This is a genomic window from Lysobacter sp. GCM10012299, from assembly GCF_042649405.1.
Taxonomy (GTDB): Bacteria; Pseudomonadota; Gammaproteobacteria; order Xanthomonadales; family Xanthomonadaceae; genus Lysobacter_J.
Genome location: NZ_JBHRZC010000002.1, coordinates 470105 through 482335, shown reverse-complemented (window position 1 = coordinate 482335; position 12231 = coordinate 470105). Strand labels below are relative to the sequence as shown.

Here is a 12231-nt window from a genome sequence, read left to right as displayed (position 1 = left end):
CGCGCTCATGGCGCCACCGCCCGGCGTGCGCCGGTGGCCAGCCAGCGCTCGACCACGAACAGGATTGCGATCAGCAACACCAGCCACGGCTGCAAGTCACGCGGCGACTGCGGGAATACCGGGCCGCCGGTCAGCGGCCGGTGCGTGGCCGCGGGCACCCGCGTCGGTGCCGCCCTCGGCGCATCGAACAAGGCACGCACGCGGAGCGGGAAGTCGGGCTCCAGCAGCGCCGGCATGGCCTGCGGTGCGAGCTCGCGGGTGAAGCGCATCACCCGGCCCTTGCCATGGGCGGTGCCTTCGACGAGCGAAGCGCCCGCGGCATCGCGCCACAAGACCGTCGTGGCAGGAAGGTTGGCAACGGTGCTGTCGTGGCCGATCAGCGCGTTGCCGCCTTCGCGTATCCACGCGTCAATTGCGGCGGGCAACGGCCCGGGCGCCAGCCAGATCAGCTGGCGTGCGTTGGCGGGCACGGGTTGCGTATTGGGTGCTGTGTCGGAAGCCACTGCATTCGCACCGTCACCCTTCCACGCAGCCTGTGCGGCGCGCAGGTAACGCATCGCCGCTTCGTGCTGGGGCGCGTAGCGGATGCTGGGCGCAAATGCGGTGGCTACCGGCGCAGCTGCAGCCGGCATCGAGCCGGGCAATACGCGCCATTGGATGTCGTGACTCAAGGCCGGCAGTTGTGCGTCGACACCGGTCAGTTGCTCCGGCACCAGCACGGTCAGGGTCGCCCCCGCAGGCAATCCCGCATCGAGTTCGCGCAACAGGCTGGTCACCGACGCGGATGCCGTTGGCGCGGGTTCGTCCAGCGACGGGAAGCCCGGCGCCAACCAATGCCATCGGGCATCCTCGGGCGCCTGCACTGCGCGCGCCTGCGTCAGGTCCACGCCCGGCACCACTGCAACCCACGGCGCCTCGCTCGCGCCTCCGACCAGCACCGGTCGCGCCAACAGCAGCGCCAGCGCGACCAGCAGCAACAGCCGCAGTGCCAGCAGCAGCCATTCGTCGAAGCGGATGCGATGGCGCGGCTTGGGCTTCTGCCGCAACCAGCGCAGTGCAGCGAACTGGATCGGCCGCTGCTCGCTGCGTCGCGCCAAGTGGATCAGCAGCGGCAGCAGCAGTGCCGCGAGTGCGGCCAGGCCGGCGGGCAACAGGAACGCCAGGCTCATGCGTACTCCGCAGCGTCGCGGGAGCCGAACAGGCGCCGCAGCGGCAAGTCCAGCGCCTGGTCGAGCACGTAGCGCGCATGGCGGATGCCGCTGGCATCCAGGCGCGCATCGAGTTCACGGCGTGCCGTCTCGAACCGACGCAGGAACTCGTCGCGCATGGCAACGCCGTCGCCGCGCAGTTCTTCGCCCGTCTCGGGGTCGCGGAACACGTGGCCACCGCGGAACGGGAAGTCGCGCTCCTCGGCGGTCAGGATCTGGATGGCGGCGACTTCGCGGCGCGCGGCTGCCAGCCGGGTCACCACTTCCAGTGCGCCTTCGTCGAAGGCATCGCTGAGCAACACGACCAGGTCACCGGCGCCGATGCGTTCCCACAATGGACGCAGGCGTTCCGGCGACGGCCAGGAGCCGCCCGCATCAACGCGCTGCAGTTCGAGCATGAAACGGTCGCGCTGGCGCAGGCCGCTGCCGGGCGCGAGCACGCGCACGCCCTCGCCGTGCAGCACGGCCAGGCCGAAACGGTCGCCCTGGCGCAGCGCCAGTTCGGCGACGCAGGCGGCCAGGCCCTTGGCGGCGGACAGGCGCGACCAGCCGGGGCGGGCCGCATCTTCCTGCGCCATCGACGCGGTGGCGTCGACCAGCAACCACACCGCGAGCGGGCTTTCGCGCTCGGCCTCGCGCACGAAGAAGCGATCGGAGCGTGCGTAGAGTTTCCAGTCGACCTGGCGCAGCTCGTCGCCGGGTTCGTAGGCGCGGTACTGGGCAAATTCCAGTCCGGCGCCGCGGCTGCGACTGTGGTGCAGGCCAATGCCCTGCAGCCCGACCGCGCGTCGCGAGGTCAGGCGCAGGTCTTTCAACCGCGCGCGCACCTGCGGCGGGATGAAGTCGACGAAGCTGGAACCGGCACTGGCCACGCGCGTCCTGCGATCAGCCTGCGAACGGCACGCTGCGCAGCAGCGCGGCGATCACGTCGTCGGCGCTCTTCTGCTCGGCCTCGGCGGCGAACGACAGCAGCAGGCGGTGGCGCATGACCGGTGCAGCGAGCGCGACGATGTCGTCGCGCGTCGCCGCAAGGCGGCCGTGCAGCAGCGCGCGCGCCTTGGCCGCGAGCACCAGCGACTGGCCGGCGCGCGGGCCGGCGCCCCACTTCACCCACTGCTTCACTTCCGCCGGCGCCGATTCGTTCGGCCGACTGGCACGTACGAGGCGGGTGATCCAGGCAAGCAGGTCGTCGCCCAGGTGCACTTCGCGCACGCGCGCCTGCAGCGCCAGCACTTCCTCGCCGTGCATCACCTGCGGCACTTCGGAATGGCGCGTACCGGTGGTCTGGGCAAGGATGTCGCGCTCTTCGGTTTCAGTTGGATAGTCGACGCGGATGTGCAGCAGGAAGCGGTCGAGCTGCGCTTCCGGCAACGGGTACGTACCGGCCTGCTCGAGCGGGTTCTGCGTGGCCAGCACGAAGAACGGCGCCGGCAGCTGGTGGGTCACGCCGGCGTAGCTGACGGTACGTTCCTGCATTGCCTCCAGCAGCGCCGCCTGGGTCTTTGGCGGGGTGCGGTTGAGCTCGTCGGCGAGCAGCAGGTTGGTGAAGATCGGGCCCGGCTGGAAGCGGAAATGGCGATGGCCAGTACCGTGGTCCTCTTCCAGCAGCTCGGTGCCGAGGATGTCGCTGGGCATCAGGTCGGGCGTGAACTGCACGCGCCGGAACTGCAGCTCCAGCGCCTGGCCGAGCGAGCGCACCAGCAGCGTCTTGCCCAGCCCGGGCACGCCTTCGAGCAGGCAGTGGCCGCCGGCCAGCAGGCCGATCAGCAACTGCTCGACGACCGCTTCCTGGCCGACGATGGCCTGGGCGATGGCGGTGCGCAGGGTGCCGAGGCGGGCGAGCTGGGCCTGGATGTCGGCTTCGGTGGTAGCGGTGGTCATTTGCAGTGTTTCCTCGTCATTCCCGCGAAGGCGGGAATCCATGGACGTCGAGCTCGAATTTTTTTGTCGTCATCCCGGCGAAAGCCGGGATCCGGTTTGCTGTTGCTGTTACGCCGTTACGTCCTTGGATTCCCGCCTCCGCGGGAATGACGGGGCGGAATCAGCTGTTCAACGCATACATCACGATGTTGACCGCGAACTTCGTATTGTCCTCGGCGAGGAAACGCTTGTTGCGCCAGTCGTAGTCCCACTCGCAACCGTAATCCTTGTTGCTGTAGAGGACGCCGAGCCGGCCGTCGATCTCGATGCCCTGCAGGTAATCGTGCACCAGGTCGTCGCCCCAGCCGTTGAGTTCGAAGCCGGTGGCCGGCGGGCCGTCCTTGAAGGTGAAGAAGCTTCGATACAGCGCGTGCGTGTTGGGCAGCTTGCGCAGTGCCTTCGGCCCGAAGATCGACGACATCTGCGCTTCGAACGACCGTGCGAACAAACCGTCGATGTCGTGGTTGCAGTCGTCGACGAAGACGAAGCCGCCATTGCGCACGTAGCGCTCGAAATTGCGCCGCTCGTCCGGATTGAACTCGACCAGCTTGTGCCCGGCCAGGTAGCAGAACGGCGCGGTCAGCATCTTCGGGTCGGCCAGCGCCAGCACGTGTTCCTTCGGGTCCACGCGCAGGTTGGTGTAGTCGATCAGCGAGGTAATCAGGTTGGCCGGCATGCGCTGGTCGACGTCCCAGTCCCCCGAGTCGTACTTCAGGCGCGTCAGCCAGAAGTCGTACTCGACGCTGGCGGCGCGCGCGAGCGGCGACAGCACCGCCCCTGCCGCGCCCGCCAGCATCAGGCGGAGGAACTGCGCGCGGTTCATATCGACCGCGCGGTATTGATGACGTTGATGCCGTTGAAGCGCGTGGTGCTCGATCCGTGCGATACCGCCGATACCTGGCTCGGCTGGCCCTTGCCGTCGAAGAACGAACCGCCGAGGCGGAAGTCGCGCTCGTCGCAGATCGCGGCGCACGCGTTCCAGAACTCCGGCGTGCGGATCTGGTAGGCGGCGTCCTCGACCAGGCCGGTGACCTTGCCCTGCTTGATCTCGTAGAACAGCTGGGCGCCGAACTGCGCGTTGTAGCGCTGCTGGTCGATCGAGTACGAGCCGCGGCCGTGGATGTACAGGCCGTTCTCGACGTCCTTGACCATGTCGGCGACGCTGAGCGGCGCCTTGCCCGGCATCAGCGAGACGTTGGCCATGCGCTGGAACTGCACGCTGGACCACGAGTCGGCGTAACTGCAACCGTGCGACGCGGTGTGGCCGAGGATGTGCGCTTCATCGCGCGTGGCCTGGTAGTCGACGAGGATGCCGTCGCGCACCAGGTCCCACTGCTTCGTCTTCACGCCCTCGTCGTCGTAGCCGACCGCGCCCAGGCTGCCCTGACGGGTCTTGTCGGCAACGAAGTTGACGATGTCGCTGCCCCAGCGGTAGCCCGCGTCGCGCTTGTCGAGCGTGGCGAAACTGGTGCCGGCGTAGTTGGCCTCGTAGCCGAGCACGCGGTCGAGCTCGAGCGGGTGGCCGACGTTCTCGTGGATCGTCAGGAACAGGTTGGACGGGTCGATCACCAGGTCGTACTTGCCCGGCTTCACGGACGGCGCCTTGAGCTTGGCGCGCGCATCGCGGGCGCTGGCGATGGCGTCTTCCATCACGTCGTAGCTGCGGCCGTAGGCGGTGATGCCGCCGGGCAGCGTGAACTTGCCGGCCGGATCGGCGTCGAGGTACTCGTAGCCCATGCCCATCGGCGCCGACAGGCCGTTGCGCGTGCGGAACTTGCCGCTGGCCTTGTCCACCGCCGTGGCGGTGATCGGCAACCAGATGCGGTGCACGTCCTGGTCGATGTAGCTGCCGTCGGTGGAGGCGAAGTACTTCTGCTCGTTGATCAGGAACAGCGTCGAGTTGAAGAAGTCGGCGCCGGCCTTCATCGCCGCGGCATTGACGCCGAGCAGCAGGTCGACCTTTTCCTTGATCGGCACGGCCATCGCGTTCTTGCGGATCGGCGTGGCCCAGCTGATCTCGCCGACGCCGGGCGTCGGCGCCAGTTCGACACGCTTGGTCTGGTGGCGCGAGTTGGCCTTGGCTATGGCGGCCGCCTGGCGCGCCACGGCCGCCACCGCATCGGTGGTCTGCACGTTGGTCGCCGCGAAGCCCCAGGCGCCATCGACCAGCACGCGCACGCCGACGCCGGAGGACTCGCCGTTGACGATGTTCTCCACCCGCGCCTCGCGGGTGATCACCGACTGGCGCAGGTAGCGCCCGATGCGCACGTCGCAATACTGCGCGCCCGCCGCGCGGGCGGCCGTCAGCGCGGCGTCGGCGAGAAGCCGGCGGCGCGCACCATCAACCGGTTCGAGCAGCGCCTCGGCGGCGATGCTGCGGCCGATTGGCAGCGCCATCGCGGCGAGGGAGAGACCGGTGAGATTCAGGAAGTCGCGGCGTTGCATCAGCTTGGTTACTCGACAAACAAACTACTACCCGTCATCCCCGCGAAGGCGGGGATCCATGGACGTTGGCTCTTGGGGCGGTACGTCCATGGATTCCCGCCTGCGCGGGAATGACGGTATTGAGGGGGTTGCGATCAGACCGCATCCGACAACGAAGTGAAGGTGAAATCGCGCAGCTTCATCGGCGGGATCATCATCACGAACGAGGACTCGTCACCGGCCACGCGCACCGGCTTGCCGAGCTCTTCGATGTTGTTGAGCATGATCACCGGCGACTCGTTGAAGCGGAAGTTCTTCACCGGGTGCTTGATCTGGCCGTTCTCGATGTAGAACGTGCCGTCGCGGGTCAGGCCGGTCAGCAGCACGGTCTGCGGATCGACCATGCGGATGTACCAGGTGCGGGTGACCAGGATGCCCTTCTGGGTGCTGGCCACCAGCTGCGCGGTGGTCTTGTCGCCACCGGCGACCAGCAGGTTGCCCGGCTCGCCGACGGCGCGCTTGCCCTGCTTCTTGGCCCAGTAGCGCGAGTACTGCATCGCCACCACCTTGCCGTTCTCGACGATCGCCATCTTCTCGCGCGGCAGGCCCTCGCCGTCCCACGGCAGCACCGGTGCGCGCTCGTCCCACGGGTCGGCGCTGATGTTCACGCGCGGGTCGTAGACCTGCTCGCCGAGCTTGTTGCCGCCGCCCTTCTTCGACAGGAAGCTGCGGCCTTCGTCGGCCTGGCGCGCGTCGAAGAAATTCATCATGAACGAGATCAGGCCCGCGGCCGCCGCCGGCTCCAGGATCACCGTGTACTTGCCCGGCTCCAGCGCCTTGGCTTCGGCCGACTCGGTGGCCTTGCGCATGGCGGTGCGGATGTCCTGGTCGGCCTTGAACTCGTCGGAGTCCTTGAGGTTGCGGCCGACCCAGCCCGAACCGCGGCCGTCTTCGGTGCGCACGGTGCAGGTGTAGTCGAAGCGCGTGGCCTTCTGGTAGCCGAAGTTGCCCTTGGAGTTGGCGAACGCGACGAAGCTCTGGCCGTCCTCGAGGAAGCCGGCGGCGATCAGCTTTTCAGCCTTGCACGGGGCGATCGAGTTGGCCGCGACCTGGGCGCGGTACTCCGGGGTGATGGCGGCGGTGGCCGGGCTGAAGGTCGGGCTGGCCTTGTAGGTCTGCTTCTCGATCGCCGGCATGAACTCCGGGTTTTCCGGAGCCAGGCGGGCGAGGTCTTCGGCGCGGCGCACCACGCGCTCGAGCGCGGCGTCGTCGAACTCGTTGATGGTGGCGGTGCCGACGCGGCTGCCGAAGGCGACTTCGACGGCCAGCTCGGTGTTGTCGACGATGCCGCTGGTGGAGATGTTGTTCAGGGCGAAGCGGATGTTGCCGTCGATCGAACCCTCAAGCTGCGCCGTGCACTGGTCGGCCTTGGACAGCTTGATGACCTTGTCGAGGATCGCCTTGGCCTGTTCTTCGGTGAAGATGCTCATTGTCTATGTCTCCAGGCTCAGCCGAGGTTGCGGGCGGTGTTGATGACGTTGATGCCGTTGAAGCGCGCCGTGCTCGAGCCGTGCGAGACCGCCGACACCTGGCCGGGTTGTCCCTTGCCGTCGAAGAAGGAGCCGCCGAGGCGGTAATCGCTGTCGTCGCAGACGGCGACGCAGGCGTTCCAGAACTCCGGCGTGCGGATCTGGTAGGCCACGTCCTCGATCTGCTGGGTGATCTGGCCGTTCTTGATCTCGTAGAACAGCTGGCCGCCGAACTGGGCGTTGTAGCGCTGCTGGTCGATCGAGAACGAACCGTCGCCGATGATGTAGATGCCGTTCTCGACGTCCTTGATCATGTCGGCGACGCTGAGCTTGTTCTTGCCCGGCGCCAGCGACACGTTGGCCATGCGCTGGAACTGCACGCTCGACCACGAGTCGGCATAGCAGCAACCGTCGGATTCGGTCTTGCCCAGGATGTGGGCCTGGTCGCGGATGGCCTGGTAGTCCACCAGGGTGCCGTCCTTGATCAGGTTCCACTTCTTGGTCTTGACGCCTTCGTCGTCATAACCGACCGCGCCGAGGCTGCCGAGCTGGGTCTTGTCGGCGAACACGGTGACGTTGTCGGAGCCGTACTTGAACTTGTTCTTGAGCTTGTCGACCGTGGCGAAGCTGGTGCCGGCGTAGTTGGCCTCGTAGCCAAGCACGCGGTCGAGCTCGAGCGGGTGGCCGATCGACTCATGGATCGTCAGCCAGGTGTGCGACGGGTCGAGCACCAGGTCGTACTTGCCCGGCTTGACCGACGGTGCGGTCAGCTTGGCCTTGGCCTGCTTGGCCGAGGCGACGGCGTCTTCCAGCATGTCGTACGACAGGCCGTAATTGACCACGCCGTTGGGCGAGACGACCTTGCCGGCGCTGGCGCCGTCGAGGTATTCGAAGCCCATGCCCATCGGCGAGGACAGGCCGTCGCGGGTGCGGAACTTGCCGGTGGCCTTGTCGATCGCGGTGACCGTCATCGGCGCCCAGATGCGGTGCACGTCCTGGTCGATGTAGCTGCCGTCGGTCGAGGCAAAGTACTTCTGCTCGTTGACCAGGAACAGCATCGAGTTGACGAAGCTGCCACCGGCGTTGATCGCCGCGGCATTCACGCCCAGCAGCAGGTCGACCTTTTCCTTCAGCGGTACTTCCATCGAATTCTTGCGGATCGGCGTCTTCCAGGAGACTTCGCCGACGCCCGGTGCCTTGGCCAGCTGTACCGGCGCGGTCTGGTGCTTGGAGTTCGCACGCGCGATTGCGGCCGCCTGCTGGGCGGCCTTGACCACGCCCTGGGTGCCCAGTTCGTTGGTGGCGGAGAAGCCCCAGGCGCCGTTGACCAGCACGCGGATGCCGATGCCGGTCGACTCGGTGTTGACCACGTTCTGGACCTTGTCCTCGCGCGTGATCACGAACTGGCGCAGGTAGCGGCCGATGCGCACGTCGCAGTACGACGCGCCGGCGGCGGTCGCAGCGCCCATGGCGGCGTCGGCCAGTGCCTTCTTCTTGGCCACGTCGATCGTCTCGACCAGCTGCTCGGCGGCAATGGCGCGACCGAAGGGCAACATCAGCCCGGCCACACCAACGCCGGTCATCGACAGGAATGAGCGTCTATCCACTTGTGTAACTCCCCGGAAAGGCCGGCACGGCAGCAGCTGCCGCACCAGGCAAAAGACGAAGGCAAAGGCCCCCCGCGACTGTGCTCAGGGGGCCAGCAGCCCGTCAAGTGACGTTCGGGCTATATGACCGGGGGCCATGGCGTTGCATACGCCGAAGTGTGGACTGCGTCGGCGCGGCCGGGGGCATGCCGCCATCATCGGCACAGTCGATGGATCGGCGGTGGTTGCCACCGCGTGGCCGATGCCCGCCCCCTGAAGCGTTCAAATCGATGCATCCCCCATCCAAGTCACGCCTCCCACGCCAGTGACACGAACGCTTCGCCCCTTCTCCCGCGTGCTGCGCGCCAGTTTCCTGGTGCTGCTGTTGCTCGGGCTGGTGTCGAGGCCGGCGCCGGGGCTCGGGTGCGACCTGCTCGCCGCCGAACACGACAGTGCCGTGGCGGCCGGCGACCACGGCGCGCCGCAGGGCAACCACGCGCACGCCAAGGGCGCCCACACGCTGATGCACCAGTGCTTCTTCGGTGCAGCGGTCGATGCCACGGCATCGCCTTTCGTGCTGGCCGACACGCGGAACTCGCCGGTGCCCATTCCCGGTTTCCAGCCGGTGTCCCGGCTGCAACTCGCGGTGCCTTTCAGGCCACCGATCGCCTGAGGCCACAGGCCGCCCGATGGCGGCCGATCTTCGTTGACCTGCAAGCCAGCGTCCTTCCGGTCGCGCCGACCCATACCTGACGGTCGGCACGAACTGCACGCCACTGCGCTCGCGGTCGAACCGCATGATTTCTTGGCTACCAACGCCCACCGCGCGCACGACCCATCGAGGGCCGCTGCCGCCGCATGGCATGGGAGCCCAGGGGCCCCCGATGAGCACGTTGCTGGAACTCGCACTCAAACCGTTCGTTCCGTTCGTCCGTTACACTTGGCGACGCCTTCCCACCGCGTTGCGCCAGACCCGGCAGGCGCGCAGGGTCGGCGCGTTCTTCTACGACCACTACGTCCGCGACACCGACCGCAACCAGACGCACTACACCTGGTTCCTGCGCAACATTCCGCAGCTGCGCCTGCTCAACGAGGTCGTCTCCGCGCATCCGCGTGGACAACCGTTGCGCATCGCATCGATCGGATGCAGCGTCGGCGCCGAGCTCTACTCCACGCTGTGGCTGCTTCGACGGCAGCATCCGTGGTTGCAGGTGGTTGCCCACGGGATCGACGTGTCGGCCGACGTCATCGAGGTCGCGCGCAAGGGCCTCTACCGGCTCAGGACACCTTCGCCGCTCGGCGGCACGATAGAAGTCAACGGCGCGAAGGTATTCACCACCGTTCCGAATGCGTTGCACGACATCATGGACGTCACGCCCGCGGGCGATTTCCGGATAAAGGACTGGATCCGCGAAGGCATCACGTGGTCGGTCGCCGATGCGACGGATCCCGCGCTCGCCACCACGCTGGGGCCGCAGGACGTGGTGATCGCGTGCAACGTGCTCGGCCCGATGGAAGACGCCATCGCCGAGGCCTGCCTGAGGAACGTGGTGTCGCTGCTCGTCCCGGGCGGAACGCTGGTGCTGGACGGCATCGACCTGGATCTCAAGTCGCGCGTCACGCAATCGCTTGGCCTCAAACCGGTGACCCGTTACCTGGAGGAGATCCACACCGCCGATCCCACCAAGGGCGACTGGCCGTGGACGCGCTGGGCACACGAGCCGATCGACCATGAGCGCGCGGACTGGGAATACCGGTACGCAACGGTGTTCGCTGTTCCCGTCGTTGCACGTGCGTTGAATGCCGCGACCTTCACCCCTCGCGCACGCAACTTTGCCGATGATGCCTTGCCGATCGCCAGGCGTTTGAGGACTTGATGGCGCATCCAGGGAACGGACACCCATGCCGCTACGCATCATCATCGCCGACGACCATCCGATTGTGCGCAGTGGCATGCGCGAGCTGCTCGAACGCAGCGGCGAGTTCGGTAGCATGGCCGAAGCGGGCTCGTCCGACGAGCTCGTGCTTGCGCTGGAACAGCACCACTTCGACGTGGTGCTCACCGACTTCAACATGCCCGGCGGCCATATCACCGACGGGCTCAACCTGCTCGAACTGATCCGCCAGCGCTGGCCGCTGACGCCGGTGGTGGTGCTGACGATGGTCAGCAACATCGGCGTGCTGCGCTCGGTGCTGGCCACCGGCGTGCAGGGCCTGCTCAACAAGGCCGACGCGCTGGAGGAACTGGAGCTTGCCGTGCGCACCGCGGCGCAGGGGCGCACTTACGTCAGCGCGGGGCTGCAGGCGTTGATGGACGCGGCGGAGACGGCGGCGCCCGGCAGTGGCGAGGCGCGGTTGTCGCGGCGCGAGACCGAGGTGTTGCGCATGTTCGCGTCGGGATTGACGGTGTCGCAGATCGCGGCGCAGCTCAGTCGCAGCGCAAAGACGATCAGTCGGCAGAAGATGGATGCGATGGCGAAGCTGGGGCTGCGCAATGATCGCGAGGTTTACAACTATGCGCGGGAGAAGGGGTTGCTGGTTTAGGGCGGCCTGGCGCGATTGAACCCGGGTGCGCTTCGCTTACCCGGGCTACGGTTGGTAAAGACCGCCCCGGAGACGGGGCGGTGATTGACTAGCGTGCGATGACTTCGATGCGCACGCGGCGGTTGGGCTTGAGGCAGGCGATCAGGTCCCGGCGCTTGCTGTTGCTGCATTCCACCACCGGGTCGGCACTGCCGCGGCCTTCGGTCTGGATGGCCTCGGCCGGCACGCCCTTCGACACCAGGTACGCCTTCACCGATTCGGCGCGCTGCCTGGACAGTCGCAGGTTGTAGTCGTCGCTGCCCATGCGGTCGGTGAAACCGATCAGGCGCAGGGTTTCCACGCGCTGCGCCGATTCGAGCACTTTCAGGATCTGGACGTCGATCGCCGCCGGCGCATCGGCCGACAAGCGAGCACTGTCGAAGTCGAACAGCGTGTCGGCCGCCACTTCGGTCACCGCCGCCACGTGCGGCGCTTCCGGCGTGATCGGTGCCGGCTGGCCACCGGCCAATGCGGCGCACGGTGCGGGATTCCAGAAGGTCTGCGTCAGCAGCATGTCGTCGTTGAACAGCAGCTTGTACTGGCAGTCCACGTACTGGCCCGGCTCACCCGACGGCAGCTTGAACAGGTAGTCCCATTCGTGCACGCCAATGATGCCTTCGCGGTACATCGGGTGGCCGATCAGGCGATAAACCTCGAGCTTGGCCACGCCCGGGGCGATCTTCGGGAATGCGGTGAGGTCCGGGTAGACGGTCTTTTCGACAATCGGATGGGCCTTGGCTGGATCCGGCCATACCGGCTGCTCGGTCGTGCCGTCATGGACTTCGCTGAGGGAGCGGGTGCCGCACGCGGACAGCGCCAGCGTCACGGCGATCGCCAGGAACGCGCCTGGCAGGCGATGGAGATTGGACATGGAGTGGGTCCTTGAGGGACGGATGGCGCACCTTGCGTGCGCCATCGGAAGTGGAAGGATTGGCTGCACGGCAATGGCGGCCCGCGTGGGGCCGCCATGCCATTGCGACG

Annotated in this window: 11 protein-coding genes; 3 read left to right on the top strand and 8 right to left on the bottom strand. The window is 67.1% G+C overall.

What is annotated here, in order from left to right; all coding sequences use genetic code 11:
• Positions 1-5: 5 nt before the first annotated feature.
• The 7 genes from ACFOPO_RS06470 to ACFOPO_RS06440 form a co-directional block, all read right to left on the bottom strand.
• Complete coding sequence (locus ACFOPO_RS06470) at positions 6-1169, bottom strand: BatA domain-containing protein (RefSeq protein ID WP_386702091.1); 1164 nt, start codon at positions 1167-1169, stop codon at positions 6-8.
• Positions 1166-2080, bottom strand: a complete 915-nt coding sequence (locus ACFOPO_RS06465) for a DUF58 domain-containing protein (protein ID WP_386702089.1) — start codon at positions 2078-2080, stop codon at positions 1166-1168. Before ACFOPO_RS06465 ends, ACFOPO_RS06470 begins: the two co-directional genes overlap by 4 nt.
• 13 nt (positions 2081-2093) lie before the next feature.
• Positions 2094-3089: an AAA family ATPase gene (locus ACFOPO_RS06460; protein ID WP_386702087.1), complete on the bottom strand. Its 996-nt coding sequence runs from the start codon at positions 3087-3089 to the stop codon at positions 2094-2096.
• A gap of 160 nt (positions 3090-3249) precedes the next feature.
• On the bottom strand, positions 3250-3951 hold the full coding sequence (locus ACFOPO_RS06455) for a DUF4159 domain-containing protein (protein WP_386702085.1): 702 nt from the start codon (positions 3949-3951) through the stop codon (positions 3250-3252).
• The gene (locus ACFOPO_RS06450) at positions 3948-5573 is read right to left on the bottom strand and encodes a TldD/PmbA family protein (protein WP_386702083.1); all 1626 of its coding nucleotides are present in this window, start codon (positions 5571-5573) and stop codon (positions 3948-3950) included. Before ACFOPO_RS06450 ends, ACFOPO_RS06455 begins: the two co-directional genes overlap by 4 nt.
• A 134-nt stretch (positions 5574-5707) precedes the next feature.
• Positions 5708-7042 (bottom strand): TldD/PmbA family protein, encoded by a 1335-nt coding sequence (locus tag ACFOPO_RS06445; protein WP_386702081.1) that lies wholly within the window; start codon positions 7040-7042, stop codon positions 5708-5710.
• 17 nt (positions 7043-7059) lie between these two features.
• The gene (locus ACFOPO_RS06440; RefSeq protein ID WP_386702079.1) at positions 7060-8688 is read right to left on the bottom strand and encodes a TldD/PmbA family protein; all 1629 of its coding nucleotides are present in this window, start codon (positions 8686-8688) and stop codon (positions 7060-7062) included.
• 304 nt (positions 8689-8992) lie between these two features.
• On the opposite strand from ACFOPO_RS06440, the gene ACFOPO_RS06435 reads away from it, so the two are divergent.
• The 3 genes from ACFOPO_RS06435 to ACFOPO_RS06425 all read left to right on the top strand — a co-directional run bounded on the left by ACFOPO_RS06435 (position 8993) and on the right by ACFOPO_RS06425 (position 11211).
• Positions 8993-9340 (top strand): hypothetical protein, encoded by a 348-nt coding sequence (locus tag ACFOPO_RS06435; protein WP_386702077.1) that lies wholly within the window; start codon positions 8993-8995, stop codon positions 9338-9340.
• A 211-nt stretch (positions 9341-9551) separates the two neighbouring features.
• Positions 9552-10544: a CheR family methyltransferase gene (locus ACFOPO_RS06430; RefSeq protein WP_386702075.1), complete on the top strand. Its 993-nt coding sequence runs from the start codon at positions 9552-9554 to the stop codon at positions 10542-10544.
• Positions 10545-10569: 25 nt separating this feature from the next.
• Positions 10570-11211 carry a response regulator gene (locus tag ACFOPO_RS06425; RefSeq protein ID WP_386702073.1) on the top strand — a complete coding sequence of 214 codons (642 nt, stop codon included), beginning with the start codon at positions 10570-10572 and terminating at the stop codon, positions 11209-11211.
• An 88-nt stretch (positions 11212-11299) separates the two neighbouring features.
• Here the strand turns inward: ACFOPO_RS06425 and ACFOPO_RS06420 are convergent, their stop codons facing one another.
• Positions 11300-12121 (bottom strand): OmpA family protein, encoded by an 822-nt coding sequence (locus ACFOPO_RS06420; protein ID WP_386702071.1) that lies wholly within the window; start codon positions 12119-12121, stop codon positions 11300-11302.
• Positions 12122-12231: the final 110 nt, after the last annotated feature.

What these genes read in the sequence shown, in the direction of transcription:
- ACFOPO_RS06455 (WP_386702085.1), bottom strand. Translation starts at nt 3,951, where the DNA reads ATGAACCGCGCGCAGTTCCTCCGCCTGATGCTGGCGGGCGCGGCAGGG.
- ACFOPO_RS06425 (WP_386702073.1), top strand. Translation starts at nt 10,570, where the DNA reads ATGCCGCTACGCATCATCATCGCCGACGACCATCCGATTGTGCGCAGT.
- ACFOPO_RS06420 (WP_386702071.1), bottom strand. Translation starts at nt 12,121, where the DNA reads ATGTCCAATCTCCATCGCCTGCCAGGCGCGTTCCTGGCGATCGCCGTG.
- ACFOPO_RS06430 (WP_386702075.1), top strand. Translation starts at nt 9,552, where the DNA reads ATGAGCACGTTGCTGGAACTCGCACTCAAACCGTTCGTTCCGTTCGTC.
- ACFOPO_RS06460 (WP_386702087.1), bottom strand. Translation starts at nt 3,089, where the DNA reads ATGACCACCGCTACCACCGAAGCCGACATCCAGGCCCAGCTCGCCCGC.
- ACFOPO_RS06470 (WP_386702091.1), bottom strand. Translation starts at nt 1,169, where the DNA reads ATGAGCCTGGCGTTCCTGTTGCCCGCCGGCCTGGCCGCACTCGCGGCA.
- ACFOPO_RS06445 (WP_386702081.1), bottom strand. Translation starts at nt 7,042, where the DNA reads ATGAGCATCTTCACCGAAGAACAGGCCAAGGCGATCCTCGACAAGGTC.
- ACFOPO_RS06450 (WP_386702083.1), bottom strand. Translation starts at nt 5,573, where the DNA reads ATGCAACGCCGCGACTTCCTGAATCTCACCGGTCTCTCCCTCGCCGCG.